General features: G+C 50.7%; 15 protein-coding genes. 3 read left to right on the plus strand and 12 right to left on the minus strand.

Annotated elements, in window-relative coordinates; translation table 11 throughout:
- Positions 1–85: 85 nt before the first annotated feature.
- The 9 genes from serC to scfA form a co-directional block, all read right to left on the minus strand.
- Positions 86–1171, minus strand: a complete 1086-nt coding sequence (serC, locus tag DXC57_RS07890) for a 3-phosphoserine/phosphohydroxythreonine transaminase (RefSeq protein WP_107001472.1) — start codon at positions 1169–1171, stop codon at positions 86–88.
- Positions 1172–1225: 54 nt separating this feature from the next.
- Complete coding sequence (gene ilvB / locus DXC57_RS07895; protein ID WP_107001471.1) at positions 1226–2908, minus strand: biosynthetic-type acetolactate synthase large subunit; 1683 nt, start codon at positions 2906–2908, stop codon at positions 1226–1228.
- 239 nt (positions 2909–3147) lie between these two features.
- On the minus strand, positions 3148–4824 hold the full coding sequence (gene ilvD / locus DXC57_RS07900) for a dihydroxy-acid dehydratase (protein WP_107001470.1): 1677 nt from the start codon (positions 4822–4824) through the stop codon (positions 3148–3150).
- Between the two features lie 107 nt (positions 4825–4931).
- Positions 4932–6017 carry a 3-isopropylmalate dehydrogenase gene (gene leuB / locus DXC57_RS07905; RefSeq protein WP_118651986.1) on the minus strand — a complete coding sequence of 362 codons (1086 nt, stop codon included), beginning with the start codon at positions 6015–6017 and terminating at the stop codon, positions 4932–4934.
- Between the two features lie 257 nt (positions 6018–6274).
- Positions 6275–6550, minus strand: coding sequence for a preprotein translocase subunit YajC (gene yajC, locus DXC57_RS07910; protein ID WP_022359870.1), 276 nt, complete (start codon positions 6548–6550; stop codon positions 6275–6277).
- 17 nt (positions 6551–6567) lie between these two features.
- On the minus strand, positions 6568–7704 hold the full coding sequence (tgt, locus tag DXC57_RS07915) for a tRNA guanosine(34) transglycosylase Tgt (protein ID WP_118524726.1): 1137 nt from the start codon (positions 7702–7704) through the stop codon (positions 6568–6570).
- Positions 7705–7721: 17 nt separating this feature from the next.
- A complete protein-coding gene (gene secD, locus DXC57_RS07920) occupies positions 7722–9884 on the minus strand; it encodes a protein translocase subunit SecD (RefSeq protein ID WP_118651988.1) in 2163 nt (720 codons plus the stop codon).
- A 19-nt stretch (positions 9885–9903) separates the two neighbouring features.
- On the minus strand, positions 9904–11307 hold the full coding sequence (gene scfB / locus DXC57_RS07925; protein ID WP_118652179.1) for a thioether cross-link-forming SCIFF peptide maturase: 1404 nt from the start codon (positions 11305–11307) through the stop codon (positions 9904–9906).
- Between the two features lie 185 nt (positions 11308–11492).
- Entirely contained in the window at positions 11493–11639 is a 147-nt protein-coding gene (scfA, locus tag DXC57_RS07930) for a six-cysteine ranthipeptide SCIFF (RefSeq protein ID WP_022359867.1), read from the minus strand.
- Positions 11640–11788: 149 nt separating this feature from the next.
- Here scfA and DXC57_RS07935 point away from each other — a divergent pair, with 149 nt between their 5' ends.
- Positions 11789–12148 carry a TIGR04086 family membrane protein gene (locus DXC57_RS07935; protein WP_118651990.1) on the plus strand — a complete coding sequence of 120 codons (360 nt, stop codon included), beginning with the start codon at positions 11789–11791 and terminating at the stop codon, positions 12146–12148.
- Here DXC57_RS07935 and DXC57_RS07940 read toward each other — a convergent pair.
- Positions 12083–13411, minus strand: a complete 1329-nt coding sequence (locus tag DXC57_RS07940) for a hemolysin family protein (RefSeq protein ID WP_107001466.1) — start codon at positions 13409–13411, stop codon at positions 12083–12085. The two genes, DXC57_RS07935 and DXC57_RS07940, sit on opposite strands and share 66 nt — an antisense overlap.
- A gap of 604 nt (positions 13412–14015) precedes the next feature.
- Between DXC57_RS07940 and DXC57_RS07950 the strand changes: the two genes are divergently transcribed.
- Positions 14016–14858 carry a BadF/BadG/BcrA/BcrD ATPase family protein gene (locus tag DXC57_RS07950; protein ID WP_118651992.1) on the plus strand — a complete coding sequence of 281 codons (843 nt, stop codon included), beginning with the start codon at positions 14016–14018 and terminating at the stop codon, positions 14856–14858.
- Here DXC57_RS07950 and DXC57_RS07955 read toward each other — a convergent pair.
- On the minus strand, positions 14788–15327 hold the full coding sequence (locus DXC57_RS07955) for a signal peptidase II (RefSeq protein ID WP_118523802.1): 540 nt from the start codon (positions 15325–15327) through the stop codon (positions 14788–14790). The two genes, DXC57_RS07950 and DXC57_RS07955, sit on opposite strands and share 71 nt — an antisense overlap.
- Positions 15328–15464: 137 nt before the next feature.
- On the opposite strand from DXC57_RS07955, the gene DXC57_RS07960 reads away from it, so the two are divergent.
- Entirely contained in the window at positions 15465–17156 is a 1692-nt protein-coding gene (locus DXC57_RS07960) for a S8 family peptidase (protein ID WP_118651994.1), read from the plus strand.
- A 110-nt stretch (positions 17157–17266) separates the two neighbouring features.
- On the opposite strand, the gene clpX is transcribed toward DXC57_RS07960, so the two are convergent.
- A complete protein-coding gene (gene clpX / locus DXC57_RS07965) occupies positions 17267–18754 on the minus strand; it encodes an ATP-dependent Clp protease ATP-binding subunit ClpX (protein ID WP_022358527.1) in 1488 nt (495 codons plus the stop codon).
- Positions 18755–18957 lie beyond the last annotated feature (203 nt).

Genomic DNA, 18957 nt, shown 5'->3' on the forward strand with positions numbered 1-18957 from the left:
TGTTTTAAAAAGTCCACTGCTGCAGCAGAAAGGAACGGATTCCCCCTCCCTTTCGCCGCAGCAATGGCATAAATTTTAAAATTGACTAATTTGTATGTTTTTTCTCAAATTCGCGCATGAAAGCAACTAATTTCTCAACGCCCTCGATCGGCATTGCATTGTAGATGCTGGCACGCATACCGCCGACGGTACGGTGACCTTTTAAGTTCACAAAACCTGCCTCTTTGGCTTCCTTGACAAACAGGGCATCCAGATCTGCATCGCCGGTGACGAACGGTACGTTCATCAGGGAACGGTCTTTTTTCTCAACGGTACCCTTGAAGAGCTTGCTCTCATCGAGGAAATCGTAAAGGATCTTCGCCTTCTTCTCGTTGCGCTCCTTCATGGCACTTAAACCGCCCATTTTCTTGAGCCATTTAAATACCTTGCCGCACATATAGATGGTGTATGTAGGCGGTGTGTTGTACAGAGAGTCATTGTCTGCGTATGTTTTGTAGCGCAGCATGGTTGGTGTTCCCGGAAGAACATCCTCGGTGATCAGATCCTCGCGGATGATGACGATCGCCATACCAGCCGGACCTACGTTCTTCTGGACACCACCCCAGAGAATACCAAACTTACTCACATCGAGCGGCTCTGACAGGAAACAGGAGGAGATGTCTGCTACCAGTGTCTTGCCCTTGGTGTTCGGAAGCTCATGGTATACGGTTCCGTAAATAGTGTTATTTAAGCAGATATACACGTAATCTGCGTCCTCATCCACTGGAAGGTCCGAACAATCCGGGATGTAGGAAAAGGTCTTGTCAGCGCTGGATGCAATCGCGTTGGCAGTACCAAACATCTTTGCCTCCTGATATGCTTTCTTTGCCCACTGTCCGGTGATGATGTAATCCCCCACCTTATTTTTGAACAGGTTCATCGGAACCATGGCGAACTGCATATTGCCGCCGCCCTGTACGAATAATACTTTGTAATTGTCCGGAATCTGCATCAGTTCGCGCAGATCCTTCTCTGCATCATCAATGATGGCCTGGAAATCCTTGGAGCGGTGGCTCATCTCCATGACGGACATACCGCTGCCCTGGTAATCCAGCATCTCTGCCGCTGCCTCTCTCAGTACCTCCTCCGGAAGCACTGCCGGACCTGCCGAAAAGTTATAGACTCTGCTCATAATAAATCTCCTCCTGTCTTACACAAAAATGTGATAATAGCCCCCATTTTACAACTATTCGATGCGTAAGTCAATCTCATCAAACGCTTCCTCGATCGGTTTTCCAGCCGGAACCATCGGGAATACCTTGTCATCGCTGCCGATCTGGCACTCGATCATAACCGGGATATTTAAGCTGATCGCCTCGCGCAGCACCGGCTCCACATCCTCTTTCTTCGTGATACGGTATGCTTTCGCGCCCATGCCCTCTGCCACCTTGACGAAATCCATCTGATCGTAAAGCTCCGTCTGGGAATAGCGTTTTCCATAGAACAGGGTCTGCCACTGGCGCACCATACCCAGAACATGGTTGTTAAATACAACCTCGATAACCGGAATATTGTAGCGAGTTGCCGTCGCAATCTCGTTCATGTTCATACGGAAACAGCCGTCTCCGGCAATATTGATAACCGTCTTATCCTTGCAGCCCATCTTCGCACCAATCGCTGCACCCAGACCGTAACCCATCGTGCCCAGACCGCCGGAGGTCAGAAGCTGTCTCGGACGTTTGTATTTATAATACTGTGCCGCCCACATCTGATGCTGTCCGACATCGGTACAGATGATCGCATCGCCGCCGGTTACCTTGTAGATCTCTTCCATGATATACGGACCGGTCAGAACTTCCTTGTTGTAGCGGAGCGGGTACATATCTTTCAGACGCTCAATGTGGCTCAGCCACTCGTCATGGTTCATCGGATCCAGACGCGCGTTTAGCTTACGCAGAATAATCTTGACATCACCAATAATGCTCGCATCGGTCTGGATATTTTTGTTGATCTCCGCCGGATCGATATCTATGTGTAAAATCTTTGCATTGGTTGCAAAATGGTTCGGATCGCCCACAACACGGTCACTGAAACGCGCGCCTACAACGATCAGCAGATCGCACTCTGCCACACCGAGGTTGGATGTCTTGGTTCCGTGCATACCGATCATACCGGTATAAAGGACATCGGTTCCGTCAAATGCACCTTTACCCATCAGGCTGTCGCCCACCGGCGCCTGAATTTTATGTGCAAATGCACTTAATTCATTGGCAGCATCCGATGCCACTGCACCGCCGCCGACAAAAATAAACGGTTTTCTCGCCGCCTTGATCATCTCGATCGCCTTTTCCATGTCTTCCTCACGGATCAGCTCTGTCTCGCGCTCGATCGGCTGCGGTTCCTTCGGCTCGTACTCGCAGGCCGCTGCCGTCACATCCTTGGTGATATCCACCAGAACCGGACCCGGACGGCCACTCTTAGCAATCACGAACGCACGGCGGATCACATCTGCCAGCTTCGTGACATCCTTTACGATAAAATTATATTTCGTGATCGGCATGGTAACACCCAGAATGTCGATCTCCTGAAAGCTGTCTTTTCCAAGAAGCCCTGTCGTTACATTACAGGTGATGGCTACCATCGGAATGGAATCCAGGTTAGCTGTTGCAATACCCGTAACCAGGTTTGTAGCTCCCGGACCGGATGTCGCCATACACACACCGACCTTACCGGTTGCTCTCGCGTAGCCGTCTGCCGCGTGGGACGCTCCCTGTTCATGAGAGGTCAAAATATGGGTGATTTCATCCTTGTGTTTATAAAGTGCATCATAAATGTTGAGGATCGCGCCGCCCGGATAACCGAACACCGTGTCTACCCCCTGCTCTTTCAAGCATTCAATGACAATCTCTGCTCCTGTCAATGTCTTCATCTGTCTAACCTGCTTTCCTTCCTTAAACCATTTTAAATGCATATACTCCCGGGCTTTCATCAACCGCAAAAGCGGGGCTGAAAAACTCCGAGAGTACATATCCCCGCAAAGCTTCCGAAAGCGTCTGTCGCGCTGTCAAGCTCTCCGTAGGGGCAGCCTGATAAATCGTCCCATCCACTGCCTTTTGGCATCAAGCAGTACTTTCCGTCTCAAAAGCACCTGTCTGAAGCCCGCAATGATTACTTCTGTGTCTTCGGAACCTCCAGGATTGCGCCCCGGTTTCCGCTCGTTACAAGCGCTGCGTAACGTGCCAGGTATCCGGTCGTAACCTTCGGTTCTCTCGGCTGCCATTTCTTTCTTCTCTCTGCCAGCTCCTCGTCAGATACGAGTACGTTCAGGGAGTTATTATTGATATCGATGGAAATAATATCGCCTTCCTCAACCAGCGCGATCGGTCCGCCGACTGCCGCCTCCGGAGAAACGTGTCCGATGGATGCACCTCTGGATGCGCCGGAGAAACGTCCGTCTGTAATCAGAGCTACGCTGGAACCAAGTCCCATACCTGCGATGGCAGAAGTCGGGTTCAGCATCTCACGCATGCCCGGACCGCCCTTCGGTCCCTCGTAACGGATGACAACAACATCGCCAGCCACGATCTTGCCGCCCTTGATCGCTGCAATCGCGTCTTCCTCACAGTCAAACACACGCGCCGGTCCCTGATGTACCAGCATCTCCGGTGCAACGGCAGAACGTTTTACAACGCCTGTATCCGGTGCCAGGTTTCCTTTCAGGATCGCGATACCGCCAGTCTGGCTGTACGGATTGTCGATCGGTCGGATAACCTCCGGATTCTTGTTGACACAGCCCTTGATATTCTCGCCAACGGTCTTGCCGGTTACGGTCATGCAGTCCAGATTCAGAAGGTTCTTCTTGGACAGCTCATTCATAACCGCATACACGCCGCCTGCCTCGTTCAGATCCTCCATATAGGTCGGACCTGCCGGCGCCAGATGGCACAGGTTCGGGGTTCGCTTGCTCATCTCATTGACCAGCTCCATGTTCAGGTCTACGCCTGCCTCATGTGCAATCGCCGGAAGATGCAGCATACTGTTGGTAGAACATCCGAGTGCCATATCCACGGTCAGTGCATTTAAAAATGCCTTTTCTGTCATAATATCTCTCGGACGGATGTTTTTCTCATACATCTCCATAACCTTCATACCAGCGTGTTTTGCCAGTTTGATTCGCTCGGAGTAAACTGCCGGGATCGTACCGTTGCCCTGAAGGCCCATGCCGAGTACCTCTGTTAAGCAGTTCATGCTGTTGGCGGTGTACATACCGGAACAGGAACCGCAGGTCGGGCAGACCTTACATTCGAATTCTTTCACATCTTCTTCCGTCATGGTGCCTGCTGCGTAGGAACCAACTGCCTCGAACATGCTGGAAAGACTTCTCTTCTGTCCCTTTACATGACCGGCTAACATCGGACCGCCGCTGACAAATACAGTCGGTACATTGACGCGGGCTGCTGCCATCAGAAGTCCCGGTACGTTTTTATCACAGTTTGGAACCATAACCAGCGCATCGAACTGATGTGCCAGCGCCATACATTCGGTGGAATCTGCGATCAGATCACGGGTAACCAGGGAATATTTCATGCCGACATGTCCCATAGCGATACCATCACAGACTGCGATCGCCGGAAATACAACCGGTGTGCCGCCAGCCATCGCTACGCCCAGCTTCACGGCATTTACAATCTTGTCCAGGTTCATGTGTCCCGGAACAATCTCATTATAAGAACTTACGATACCGACGAGAGGTTTGTTCATCTCCTCTTCCGTCATACCGAGTGCATTAAACAAAGAACGGTGAGGTGCCTGCTGCATCCCTTTTCTTACTGCATCACTTTTCATCTTTTCGTCTCCTTCTATCTCTTTCGACGACCTCCGCCCCTGGTGACAGGGGCGGTTTTTACGTTTATCTTTGATTTTATCGCATTTATGGAATTTTTGCAATCTTTCTATTTAATTCTCTCACAGATCAGCCTGCCCATCTCAACGGTTCCAACCTGCTTGCAGCCATCCGCCATGATATCCACGGTACGGTAGCCCTCGGTCAGTACCTGCTGTACGGCATCCTCGATGGCTTTTGCTTCCTTATCCAGATCGAAGGAATAGCGGAGCATCATCGCTGCGGAAAGAATAGTTGCAATCGGGTTTGCGATGTCCTTGCCCGCGATGTCCGGTGCGGAACCGTGGCTCGGCTCGTAGAGACCAAATTTGCCCTCGTTTAAGCTGGCCGAAGACAGCATACCGATGGAGCCGGTAATCATGCTTGCCTCGTCAGAAAGGATATCGCCAAACATGTTCTCAGTCAGGATCACGTCGAACTGTCCCGGATTCATGACAAGCTGCATCGCGCAGTTATCAACCAGCATATGGGTCAGGGTAACTTCCGGATAATCTTTAGCAACTTCCTCGACTACCTTTCTCCACAGGCGGGAGGAATCCAGTACGTTTGCCTTATCGACGCTAATAACGCTCTTGCGGCGCTTCATCGCGATATCGAACGCCTTGATTGCGATCCGGCGGATCTCATTTTCATTGTAGGTCAGGGTATCTACCGCGGTCGTCACGCCGTCGATCTCCTTCGTGTAACGGTCGCCGAAATACAGACCGCCGGTCAGCTCACGCATGATTACCATATCAAAGCCATCGCCGATGATCTCTTTCTTTAACGGGCACGCATCTGCCAGCTCTTTGTAGAGGTATGCCGGGCGGATATTCGCGAACAGTCCCAGACCTTTACGGATGGCAAGAAGACCGGCCTCCGGACGCAGGTTCGGAGCTACATCGTACCAGCGGGAATTTCCCACGTTGCCGCCGACTGCACCGAGCAGGACGGAATCATTCTTTTTCGCGATCTCCAGTGCCTCATCGGTCAGCGGTACGCCGTACTCGTCGATGGAACAGCCGCCCATCAGGATTTTTGTATAATTAAATGTATGACCATAGACAGCGCCCACCTTGTCCAGCACGCCGCATGCCTCTCTCACAATCTCCGGTCCGATTCCGTCACCCGGAATCACAGTAATATTGCAATTCATAATAAAATACCTCCCTTGTTTCAAACGGTTACTTTTTATCATATCGGATTCCGTCCTATTTTGCAATCTTCTGACGAAGAAAAACCGGTATTCCCCATATAGTAATTTGGAATTTATTCTATAACCTGAGGTTATCTGCAAAACAAAGAATGTGCCTTTTTGTGTCATAGGGAATTCCAAGGAATTTCCTGTTACACAAAAAAAGGACCGCCGCCCCCATCGGGAGCTGCGATCCTCTCACTTTCTTACCGTTCTTCTTAGACTTCCGGTTTCTCAACCTGAACGATTGCATCCTTACGCATCGGGATGCGGCAGTTCTTGTTGCTTCCGAACTCTACGATTACAGTATCATCGGTCATATCGATAATCACGCCGTAGAAGCCGCTGGATGTCAGAACGCTGTCGCCTACTGCTACGGTTGCCATCAGTTCTGCCTGTTTTTTCTTTTCCTTGGACTGTGGACGGATTGCCATAAAATAGAAGATGGCAATGATAAATACAAGGTAAACGATCATTCCGCTTGTGCTGCTCATGTGGTATATTTCCTCCTTTAGTTCGATTCACCCATCATGCCTGCAAGTTTCTTTGCTTTATACTCAGCATAACAGTGATGTTCGATCGCGTCGCGAATCTCTTCCATCATTTTATTATAAAAATACAAATTATGCAAGACGCATAATCTCATCCCCAGCATTTCCTTCGCCTTAAACAGGTGGCGGATATATGCGCGGGAGTAAGAACGGCATGCCGGGCAGCCGCAGCCTTCCTCGATCGGGCGCGGATCCAGCTCATATTTGCTGTTCAGGAGATTTAATTTGCCATGGTTCGTGTATACATGGCTGTGGCGTCCATTCCGGGACGGGTACACACAGTCAAAGAAATCAACGCCCCGGTCTACCGCTTCCAGGATGTTTGCCGGTGTGCCGACGCCCATAAGGTAAGTCGGCTTATCCTCCGGCAAGTGCGGAACGACTGCATCCAGAATCCGGTACATTTCCTCATGGCTCTCGCCAACTGCCAGACCGCCGACCGCATAGCCGTCGAGGTTCATTTTGCTGATTTCCTTCGCGTGTTCGATACGGATATCCTCATAAACCGCGCCCTGATTGATACCAAACAGGAGCTGTTCCCGGTTGACCGTATCCGGCAGTGCATTGAGGCGTGCCATCTCATCCTTGCAGCGCGCCAGCCAGCGCGTCGTGCGCTCCACTGATTTCTGTACATAGTCCCGATCGGCAAGACTCGGCGGGCACTCATCAAATGCCATCGCGATCGTCGAACCTAAGTTGGACTGAATCTGCATACTTTCCTCCGGTCCCATGAAAATCTTGTGACCATCGATGTGGGAGTTAAAATAAACGCCCTCTTCTTTAATCTTCCGCAGTCCCGCCAGGGAAAACACCTGAAATCCGCCGGAATCCGTGAGGATCGGGCGATCCCAGTTCATAAATTTGTGCAGACCGCCAAACTGTCGGATCAGCTTGTCGCCGGTACGGACATGGAGGTGGTAGGTATTGGAAAGTTCCACCTGCGTGCCGATCGTGCGGAGATCATCGGTCGAAACCGCGCCCTTGATCGCCGCCACCGTGCCGACATTCATGAAAACAGGCGTCTGGATGGTTCCGTGGACCGTTTTCATTTCCGCGCGTTTTGCGCGGCCATCTTTGTATAAAATCTTGTATTCCATCTTTTTTCCTATACTTTTTACTTCTCTGCCTTTGCCTTCTTGCCAGCCGGTTTGGCATTCTTCTCCATGCGCTTTTTATTCAGCACATACCAGACAGAGCCGGACAGGCATACGGACGAATACGTACCGCAGATCAGACCTACCATCAGCGGAAGAGCAAACTCACGGATGGAAGATACACCCAGAATGTAAAGAATCAGGACCATGACGAAGGTCGTCAGCGTCGTGTTGATGCTTCGCGTCAGGGTCTGGCTGATACTGGTGTTGACGATCGTCTCAGCGGACTCTTTATTGCCCAGAAGCTTCATATTCTCACGGATACGGTCGAAGATAACGATCGTCGCGTTGATTGAGTAACCGACAATCGTCAGCATGCAGGCGATGAACGTCGAACCAACCGACCAGCGCAGCATCGCATAGCAGGTCAGGACAACCAGCACATCGTGCATCAGAGCAAGAACCGCGCCCGCCGCGAACGTGATGTTGCTGAAACGGAACCAGATGTAGATCAACATGCAGATCGTCGCAATCGTAACCGCCACAATCGCATCGCGCTTCATCTCCTGGCTGACTGCACCGGAGATACTGTCGGCTGTGATCTTCTCTTTATCCACACCAAACTGATCCGCCAGCGCCTGGTTTAACTCTTCGCGCTCGTCCATGTTCAGGGTACGTGTCTTGATGATAACCTCGTTGCTTCCGGCTACCTTCTGGGTCTGTGTGCCAGCTTCGCCGGTAATCTTTTCTACCACCGGAACCACCTGGGAGGAAATATCTTCCAGAGACATATCCTCGTTAAAGGTAACGTTTGTAGAAGTACCGCCTCTGAACTCCATGCTGTAGTTGAGCGGCACACCCATCGAAGACTGATTGTGAATCATGCTGCCGACGCCTGCCAGAATGATCACGAGCGACAGAGCAAAGTAAAGCTTGCGGAATTTCAGGAACGGACGCGTCTTCATATCCTTGCGGCATCCGTAGAACTTCGCATCCTCAAAGCCCATCTCATAGAAGCAGTTCAGGGCAAATTTGGTTACAAACAGCGCCGTGAACATAGAAAGCACGATACCGATTGCCAGCGTCGCCGCAAAGCCCTTGACGGTACCGGAACCTCTCCAGAACAGAACCGCTGCCGCAATCAGGGTGGTTACGTTTCCGTCGATGATCGCGGAAAGTGCCTTGGCGAAACCTGCCTTGATCGCATTCTTGACGGATGTTCCCAGACCGATCTCCTCTTTGATACGGGTGAAAATGATAACGTTCGCATCCACCGCCATACCAATCGACAGGATGATACCAGCCACGCCCGGAAGCGTCAGAGTCACCTCAAATGCAACTAACAGGATCAGGATCAGACCGACATACAGGCACAGAGCCAGAGATGCAGCCAGACCCGGAAGCAGATATACGGCAATCATAAATACAATGACAATGGCAAATCCGATCAGACCTGCCTTTAAGCTGGTGGAGATCGCCTCCTGGCCCAGCTTCGCGCCAACTACGTTGGAACGCAGCTCTTCCAGCTCCAGGGACAGGGAACCGATACGGATCGTGGACGCAAGATTATTTGCCTCTTCATAATCCGCCATGCCGTCGATCTGGCACTGTCCGCCTGTGATCGCCTCACGGACGGTCGGAGCAGAAATAATCTGGTTATCATAAATGATATAAATTGGTTTTCCGACGCCATTCGTGGTCGCCTCAGCAAATGCCTGTTTACCTTCCTCGGTAAAGGTCAGAGAAACGACATACGCCTTGGAACCGGTCGCCTTATCCTCGGTCATGCCGGCTTTCGCGCTGGCAACCTGTTTACCATCAAGGATCTGATTTCCTTCAGAGTCCACAAAAATCAGGGAACCCGGTTTTCCTAACTCTTCCAGAATCGAGTTGGCATCCGATACACCCGGAATATCTACGTTGATACGGTTATTACCCTCCTGGTAAACCTCCGCCTCGGTACTGTAATTCTGTACACGCTGCTGGAGCTTGTAGATCGTATCCGCCATATCCTCGGAAGACGGATTTTCTTCTTTCGCCTGATAGGTAATGCTGACACCGCCAGCCAGGTCAAGACCCAGCTTGATCTGATTCATCGTCGAATAGCCGAAATAGCCGAATACGCCGATGGCAATCAGAAGGAGCAGCATCCCCAGGAAGCTTTTTCCTTTTTTGTTCTTCATTCCTCTCTCTCCTTGTTCTCTACTCGTCAGAGCCGTCTGCAAGAGCAGCTTTTATCATGATCGCGCATTCGATACGTTTTTTCTGCATCTCACACCCGATATCATACGCATCCGTGATGGAACCGTGGAAGTTGTAGGAATTGGCCGCACAGCCGCCGCTGCAGTAAAATCTGGCAAAGCAATCCCGACATTTGTCTTTCGCATAGACATTGCAGAGCTTGAACTCGTCGCGGACTGCCGTGTTGGTCACGCCCGTATCCACGTTGCCGAGCAGGAAATCTTCGTTTCCTACAAACTGATGGCACGGATAGAGGTCGCCCCATGGGGTAACTGCCAGATACTCAGTTCCTGAACCGCATCCGGACAGACGTTTTGCCACGCACGGTCCCTGTGTCAGATCGAGCATAAAGTGGAAGAACGTGAAGCCGCGTCCCTCTTTGTGTCTCTTGACATACTCTGCTGCCAGACGGTCATATTCCTCGAGAATCTGCGGAAGATCCGCCTCTTTGATCGCGTAGGACTCTTCATCCGGTGCTACGACCGGCTCAACCGACATTTTCTTGAATCCAAGATCGGCAAAATGCAGAACATCTTTGCCAAAATCCAGGTTGTTGTGTGTGAAGGTACCACGCACGAAATAATCGCGGTCTCCGCGCTTTTCTGCAAATTTCTGGAACTTCGGCACGATCAGGTCATAGCTTCCGGTTCCGTTGCGGAATGGGCGCATCTTGTCGTTGACCTCTTTTCGTCCATCCAGACTGAGCACGACGTTTGCCATCTCGCGGTTGCAGAATTCCATAATTTCATCGTTTAACAGAACGCCGTTAGTGGTCAGTGTGAAACGGAATTTCTTGTTGTGCGCCTCTTCCTGGGAACGTCCGTACTCGACTAACTGTTTAACCACCTGCCAGTTCATCAGCGGCTCACCGCCGAAGAAATCGACTTCCAGGTTCCGGCGGTTTCCAGAATTGGCAATCAGGAAATCCAGCGCTTTCTTGCCGACCTCAAAGGTCATCAGCGCTCTGCGTCCATGATACTCGCCCTCTTCTGCAAAGCAGTACTGACAGGCAAGGTTGCAGTCATGCGCGATATGCAGGCAGAGTGCCTTGACAACCGTCTGGCGCTTCTTGAAATCCATAACGAAGTTTTTGTAAATGTCAGCGGTAAAGAGTTCTTCCTGATCGATGAGCTCCTGAATGTCCTCAAACGCCTCTCCGATCTCTTCCTGGCTGTATTTTTCTTTTAATGCTGCCGCCGTCTCGTCTTTCAGGGACTGGGCAATCTGAAACGGCTTCTCGCTGTCCGGAATCCGCTCCGATAAAAAGGAAATCACATCGTACAGAAGCGGATCGACCGAATGGACGGAGCCACTGTTGACATCCAGTACGATATAATATCCATTATTTATATACTGATGAATCACTGTCTTTCTCCTTCTATAAGACATAGGCAGGCAGACAACCCGGAACATATGCAGTCCTCTCCTCGGACCGCGCTCCGTCTTGTCTGCCTCCCTGTGTCAACTCTGCGTTTTCTCAGACTCCAGCTCTCCCACTCATGAAAAGCTCTGATTTATCAGAAAACGCCTCATTTGTTTTGTACTGCCAATTAGCGGTTCTGGTTCTCGCAGCTCTGGTTACCTACAGTACAGGATGTCTTACATGCAGACTGGCAGGATGTCTGGCACTCGCCGCAGCCGCCTTTCTTCATGCTGTTCTTCAGTGTGCTTGCGCTCAGTGTCTTTACGTGTTTCATCTCTATGTCCTCCTTCATTTTTTTAGTATATAAAGTCCTACAGATTATATCATATGTTGCCCGCTTGTGCAAGTATTTCAATTTGTGGCGGCATATTTGTCCTCCTTGGTTCATATGGATAGAACAAGAATGCACACAGGTATTTTATCATGGAAAAATCAGCTATCCAGATTCTGCTCCGTTCTGCCCTCTTCTCCTACGCGGCAACTGCTATCTTTCTGCTTCTGCTCGCGTTTGGGATGTACCGTTTTCAGTGGGGTGAAAAGGAAATCACGCTAGGAGTGCGCGGCATCTACATTCTCGCCTGTTTTCTGGCAGGACTCGTCGCCGGGAAGAAAGCGAAAAGGCGCCGGTTCCTCTGGGGATTCTGCGCCGGCGCCCTTTATTTTCTTATTTTTCTAGCCCTGTCTTTTGCGATCCGACAGCCCCTCAAGGAGACTGCCTCATCCCTGCTGCTTTCCTTCGCCCTCTGCGCCGGAAGCGGCACCATCGGCGGTATGTTTAGCTAACGCCGCCTCCGACGGGCTTAACAGGTACAGATGAATCTTATCGATCCGGTTCTTATCCACACATTCAACGACGAGGCGGACGTTTTCCACCACAACCTCTTCTTTTTCCTGTGGAAGATGGTTCAAAAGTCCGATCACCAGTCCGCCGATGGAATCATATTCGTCTGACTGGAGCTCCAAATTCAGGCGTTCATCCAGATCGTCGAGTTTGACCGAACCATCTACCATGTATTCCCGCGGGGCGATGCGCTGAATGGATTTTTCCTCGTCTCCATCGTACTCGTCCCGGATATCTCCGACAATCTCCTCCAGCATATCTTCCAGCGTGATAAGACCGACCGTCGAACCGTACTCGTCGAGCACGATCACGATGCTGATCGCTGCTTTCCGCATCTCGCGCATCAGCTCAGCAACCTTCTTAAACTCATATGTATAGAGAGGTTTCCGCAGATATTTCCGGACAGAAAAGCCCTCTTCCCCGCCTTTTAAGAAAATATCCTTGATGTTCAGAACACCGATGACATTGTCCGTCGTCTCCTCATAGACCGGGTAACGCGTGTATTTCTCACTGCGGAATACCTCCATCAGCTCGTCATACGTCGCATCCACGTCCACAAACGTCATGTTGACCTTCGGAAGCATGACATCGCGCGCCACGGCGTCCCCGAAATCAAACACATTGTTGATCATCTTCTTCTCTTCGGACTCGATGACGCCCTCTTCGTGGCTGACCTCCACGATCGTTCGCAGCTCATCCTCCGTGATGGACTCGCCCTTCGCCTTCACATCCACGCGAAGCAGCTTCAACACTAAAAATGATAGCTGGTTGACCACAAAAATGACCGGTGTCAGCACCGTCATGATATAATAAATGATTTTAGCGAACCGAAATGCAATCCGCTCAGCCTGTATCGTCGCAACCGTCTTCGGCGTGATCTCGCCGAAAATCAGGATTAAAAGCGTCAGAATGCCCGTCGCAATCCCTACGATCTTGTTGCCCCAGATGTGGGTGGCAAGAACCGTCGCAAGAGAAGACGCATACAGGTTTACCACATTGTTGCCGATCAGAATCGCACTCAGCATTTTGCTCGGATCCTCTATGATCTTCAATACATACTCTGCCTGCTTATCGCCATTCTCCGCCAGCGTCCGCACCCGGATCTTGTTGACCGTCGTCAGCGCCGTCTCCGTCGAAGAAAAGAAAGCCGACATCAAAAGCAGAAGTATCAAAATCAATAGCTGTATCCCATCACCAGAACTCAAAAAACTCAACTCCTATCTCCCCATGTAGGGGATTACTCTTTTTTAAGGTTGATTCTACCGTATTTCATAGGTTCTGTCAATAAAGACAGACCTGCATTTCCATACTTCTGCCGTCTCCGGGAGTTTGACCGTTGAATAATAGAAAAATACCTTGCAGGCCGTATAGAACCTGCTTTTTTTGTGTCAAAAAAATTCGGAGTCTTTTTATATTGCAAAAAGCTATATTAATAACGAGGGAAAAAGTACATCTGTTAATGTGCGTAAACTGGGAACACTTAAAGAACTCCTTATTAAACATGGACCTCATACTCTCTGCTCCACCATGCCTGATATCCCGTATTTTCGGTCACTATTTCCTTATCATTAAAGCATATTTCAGTCTCTGCCGGAATCTCAACAAAGCTTGGGCGTGACATATAAATCTTTATGTTATCCATTTGAAATATCATTTTAAGAACATTCGGACCACATTCTTCCATTGCACTTTATTTTACTTTACCCTATAATGTTTATAAAAACAATCCAATTCTTACAGTCATAAAAGATACGGAACGACTGCCCTGGCAGCCATATCCTATTTTTATATCATAAAGGAGATAAGCAAATGAAATTATCCCTCGGAATCGACATCGGCAGTTCCAGCACCAAGGCGGCAGCGCTGGATGAGCATGGCACTCTGCTTGGTACGCTTCAGGTTCACGCGGATGACCCGCGCACCTCGGCTTACGGTGTTCTCGGGCGTTTCCTGAATCAGCAGGGTGCTTCGTTTGGCGATGTTGAAAAAATCGTCCTGACCGGGCTCGGTTCGACGTATTTCCATGAAAATATCTTCGGCATCCCGACCATCCATTCCCTGGAGCTGGATGCCATCGGGCGCGGCGGCTTATACCTGTCCGGGCTTGATGAAGCACTGGTGGTCAGCCTTGGAACCGGCTCTGCCTTTATCCGCGCTTCCAAGACAAACGGCTTCCGTCATCTGGGCGGAAGCGGTGTCGGCGGTGGGACACTTGTCGGCATGGCGGAGCGCTTTCTCGGCGTCACCGACATTTTTACCCTCTCAGAGATGGCGCTGCGCGGCAATAAGGCCTTGGCAGATCTCCGCATCGCCGACGTGCAGGAGGAAGATGTCCCGGGACTTGCCGCCGACTTAACCGCTGCCAATTTTGGGCGAATCAAAAGCGGCGCCTCGGATGCTGATCTGGCTGCCGCTCTTTTCAATATGATTTATGAAAATGTGGGTGTGATGGCGTCCCTGGCGCTCAGCCAGGACACCACCCGGAATGTCGTCCTGACCGGTTCTCTCGCCAGCCTTGCACCTGCTGCAAAGACCTTTGACATTTTCAATCAGATGCACGATGTCTTTGGAATCGACTATATCATTCCGCCTCATCCGTCTTTCGCCACGGCAGTCGGAGCGCTTTTATGTGATCCTCTGCCGGAGAACTAAGATCACGGACGGCTCCCAGCAGATCGAAGGCTGCGATCAGGGCGCTTCCTGCGAAGATAAAAAAGTCTCCCAGATTAAAGACGACCTTTTCCAGGTATTTACACCGGATGCTGAAATAATCTACCACATAACCGCGTTTGAGGCGGTCATACAGGTTGCTTAAACCACCCGCCGTGATGAGGGCAAAACCGATCCGATCGGCTTTTCTGCCTTCGTCCCGGCACAGTAACCATGTCAGAATGCCCGCTGCCGCCGAGGTAAAGACAACCGGCACCATGCGGACCAGTTCTTTCTTTTCTTTTTTTACCCCAAAACAGAAACCGTCGTTGTGATTGCGGTACAGGCGGATCTTTCCATGGCTTTTTTCCATGTCACGCGGAAAATCTTCCGGTTTCTGGGCTTCTATGTTTTCCTTGCAGAAATAATCGATACCGAACAGGGCAGCTATCATATACAGATATTTTTTCATAAGGGCACCTCCTCATATAAATGTCATTATCTAACTTATATTTATTATAACAAGTTTTTCCGACAGAGTATAGGGAAGCTTTCGTATTTTACCGCATATCTTATCTTAAATTCTAAAAAATCTCTATGGAAAACGCTATGAATTGCTCTTCTCTTCCAGACAACCAAACCGCCGATTTTATCGAACGTTTTTTTCCTTTTACCTATAACCAGATTTTGGATAATGATTCCGGCTGCTATGATTTTGTCAATCATGAGTATGTGATCTGGCACCGGTCTCTGGCGGAGGCGCTGCCGCTCTCAGTCCAGCAATATGGCTATGACTCGATCCCGAATCTTTATACCATATTAGATACATCCAGCCTGGACAGCGCAGGAATTTCCCGGACCGCAGAACAGCCATTCCTGGGAAATAAGGGGCGCGGGACGCTGATTGGGATTGTGGATACGGGGATCGATTATACAAATCCCTTGTTACGCGATCCGGATGGAAGCACGCGCATCGCCGCCATCTGGGATCAGACGGTTCCGGGCGTGGGGCTTAGCACGCCGGATCCGATCGATGCGCTGCACTACGGAAGTGTCTACCAGCGTTCCCACATCAACGAGGCGCTGCGCTCGGAAGACCCGCATTCCATCGTCCCCACCTCGGATCCTCTCCGCCACGGCACGCAGATGGCGCTGGTCGCCGCCGGTTCCGAAGATGCCGATGCTTTTTTCTCCGGGGCGGCGCCGGAATCGGAACTGGTCGTTGTCCGCTTGAAACCAGCCAGAACCTATCTTCGCGATTTTTTTCTGATCCGCGAGGATGCCATCGCCTTTCAGGAGGACGACATCATGCTCGGAATCAAGTTTCTTCTTTATATTGCCAGGCAGGAGAAAAAGCCCCTTGTGATCCTGCTGGGTCTTGGCACCAATACCGGAAGCCACAGCGGCACTTCGCCGCTTGGTCTATATCTGAGCAGCCTGTCGCGCGCCAGCGGGCAGATTCTGGTCGCCGCCGGAGGCAATGAAACCGGGCGCGGGCACCATTTTCGCAATGTATTTCCTGCTTCCACCTCCTATGAGGATGTGGAACTGCGGGTCGGTCCCGACGAACGGGGATTTACGCTGGAACTGTGGGCGCGTGAATCGGAGCTTTACAGTGTCGGATTTTTATCCCCCTCCGGCGACGAAACGGGACGCATCCGGCTCTCCGGCGACGAAGAACGCCGGATTCCCTTTCTTCTGGAAGGAACGACCATTCACCTCAACTATACCAGCTCCGAGCTGGCGACCGGAAGCGAACTGATCCTGATGCGCTTTGATGCCCCCGCCGCCGGAATCTGGAAAATCCGCGTCTACCACACGCTCTCGATTCAGGGTGAATACCATATGTGGCTGCCGGTGCACGGCTTTATCTCGGATGAAACCTTCTTTCTGCGCCCGGATCCGGACACAACCATCACCGATCCGGGCAATACAGCAGCCATCATCACCACCGCCGCCTACAGCCACCAGACGGGCGGGATCTATCTGCATTCCAGCCGCGGTTTTACCCGCACCAGAACTATCAAGCCCGACCTTGCCGCCCCCGGCGTCCGGCTCCCGCTTCCCGATTATCAGGAGGTAACCGGAACCTCCTTTGCCGCCGCCATGACCGCCGGAGCCGCCGCGATCCTGCTCTCCTGGTCTGCCTATACGCCATCAGCCCCGCGGATCAACACCTCGATTGCCAAGGCGTTTCTGATCCGCGGGGCTGACCGCCGAAATTCCATCGAATATCCCAGCCGGGAGTGGGGGTATGGGACGTTAAACCTATATAACTCTTTTTTATCCATGAGAAGTTAATTAACTTCTGCTGTTTTCTCTTCACACACAAATTGCTTTTCCGGATCCTTACATCGCTAACTTTCACCACATCCATGACACCGTTCACCGATCATGTTCCTGAAAAGCTATTACCCCCGCATCTCTATCCGCGGACCGCCCTTCTTCTCCAGATACGGGCGCGTGATCACAACGGATCCGATATTCGGATCTTTCGGGATCTCATACATGATATCCATCATAAAATCCTCTAAAATGGCACGCAGCGCACGGGCACCCGTATCTTTTTCCAGTGCCCGCTCAGCGATCCACTCCAGTGCATCGTCCTCAAACACCAGTTTGACCTCATCCAGCGCCAGCAGGCGCTCATACTGCTTGAGGATCGCATTTTTCGGTTCTTTCAGAATCCGCATCAGCAATTCCTTTGTCAGCCCCTGCAGGCTCACAAGCACCGGCAGACGTCCGAGGAACTCCGGAATCATACCAAAATTCCGCAGATCTTCCGTTGTCACCTGGCTCAAAATATCCGGATCATTGTCAAATTCATCCTTCAAATGGGAGTTGAAACCCATCGTGGAACGCTTTTTCAGGCGCTCCTTGATGATATCATCCAATCCTGGAAACGCGCCGCCACAGATAAACAGGATGTTGTTCGTATCCACAGTCGCCATCGGCGTGAGTGCATTCTTCTGGTTTGAGCCGACCGGCACCTCTACCTGGCTGCCTTCCAGAAGTTTTAAAAGTTCCTGCTGTACCGACTCACCGCTGACATCGCGGCTCATCGTATTTTTCTTTTTCGCAATTTTATCGATCTCATCGATGAAAATGATGCCTTGCTCAGCTTTCTCCACATCATTTCCAGCCGCTGCCAGAAGCTTGGAGACTACGCTTTCTATATCATCTCCGATATATCCAGCTTCCGTGAGCGCCGTCGCATCCGCGATCGCCAGCGGCACATCCAAAAGCTTCGCCAGCGTCTTGACCAGGTACGTTTTTCCGCTTCCGGTCGGTCCCAGCATCAGGATGTTGGATTTCTCAATCTCCGGCTCGCCGCCCTGCATCTGCATTCCCTGTGCCGCCGCGTTTTCCGCCTTTTCTTCCGTATTTTCATTTGCCCGAAGCTCGTCCTGCTGCCGGAGAATCACGCGCTTATAATGGTTGTAGACTGCCACTGAAACTGCCCGTTTCGCCCGCTCCTGCCCGATCACATACGCATCCAGCTGCGCCTTGATCTGGTGCGGTGCCGGAACATCCTTCATCGTCAGAAATTTCTCCGCGTCTTTTGCCTTGCTCTTTTTCTTGATCTTATTTTTCTCTGGAATCTCTGTATTCGGCATCTGCATGCCCGCAAAATCATTGAGATTCATGTTCATAAACGGCATATTTTGAAGCTTGGAAAAGTCCATGCCCGACTTGGAAATCGAGTCAAATGCTTTCTGCATACACTCATGGCAGAAATTCATCCCGCCCGGCATCGTGATCATCTCTCCCGCCTTGCTCTCCGGGCGGCGGCAGACGTAGCAGATTTTCTCGTAATCATCCGAATGATCTGTACTGGTTTTATTTGTATCTGTTTCGTTTATATTGGTTGTCGTATCTATATTCTGGTTATCACTCATATTTTTATATTTCCTCCAATCTGAAAGCACCTTTTCATTTTATCATAGCTTGTGAAAAACGTAAATCATAACAGCAGCCGTCATTTCGTTTTAAAAATAAAAAAATTTCCTATGAAACAAAAAGACAGATGAATCACCGCCCTCTCTGATTACAAGAGGATCTACCGGCGGTTCACCTGCCTTCTTTTCTATATCTTCCTGAT

Origin of the sequence: Clostridium sp. TF06-15AC, assembly GCF_003481165.1 — a bacterium.
Classification (GTDB): Bacteria; Bacillota; Clostridia; order Lachnospirales; family Lachnospiraceae; genus Otoolea; species Otoolea fessa.

What these genes read in the sequence shown, in the direction of transcription:
- serC (WP_107001472.1), bottom strand. Translation starts at nt 1,171, where the DNA reads ATGAGCAGAGTCTATAACTTTTCGGCAGGTCCGGCAGTGCTTCCGGAG.
- ilvB (WP_107001471.1), bottom strand. Translation starts at nt 2,908, where the DNA reads ATGAAGACATTGACAGGAGCAGAGATTGTCATTGAATGCTTGAAAGAG.
- ilvD (WP_107001470.1), bottom strand. Translation starts at nt 4,824, where the DNA reads ATGAAAAGTGATGCAGTAAGAAAAGGGATGCAGCAGGCACCTCACCGT.
- leuB (WP_118651986.1), bottom strand. Translation starts at nt 6,017, where the DNA reads ATGAATTGCAATATTACTGTGATTCCGGGTGACGGAATCGGACCGGAG.
- yajC (WP_022359870.1), bottom strand. Translation starts at nt 6,550, where the DNA reads ATGAGCAGCACAAGCGGAATGATCGTTTACCTTGTATTTATCATTGCC.
- tgt (WP_118524726.1), bottom strand. Translation starts at nt 7,704, where the DNA reads ATGGAATACAAGATTTTATACAAAGATGGCCGCGCAAAACGCGCGGAA.
- secD (WP_118651988.1), bottom strand. Translation starts at nt 9,884, where the DNA reads ATGAAGAACAAAAAAGGAAAAAGCTTCCTGGGGATGCTGCTCCTTCTG.
- scfA (WP_022359867.1), bottom strand. Translation starts at nt 11,639, where the DNA reads ATGAAACACGTAAAGACACTGAGCGCAAGCACACTGAAGAACAGCATG.
- DXC57_RS07935 (WP_118651990.1), top strand. Translation starts at nt 11,789, where the DNA reads ATGGAAAAATCAGCTATCCAGATTCTGCTCCGTTCTGCCCTCTTCTCC.
- DXC57_RS07950 (WP_118651992.1), top strand. Translation starts at nt 14,016, where the DNA reads ATGAAATTATCCCTCGGAATCGACATCGGCAGTTCCAGCACCAAGGCG.
- DXC57_RS07955 (WP_118523802.1), bottom strand. Translation starts at nt 15,327, where the DNA reads ATGAAAAAATATCTGTATATGATAGCTGCCCTGTTCGGTATCGATTAT.
- DXC57_RS07960 (WP_118651994.1), top strand. Translation starts at nt 15,465, where the DNA reads ATGAATTGCTCTTCTCTTCCAGACAACCAAACCGCCGATTTTATCGAA.
- clpX (WP_022358527.1), bottom strand. Translation starts at nt 18,754, where the DNA reads ATGAGTGATAACCAGAATATAGATACGACAACCAATATAAACGAAACA.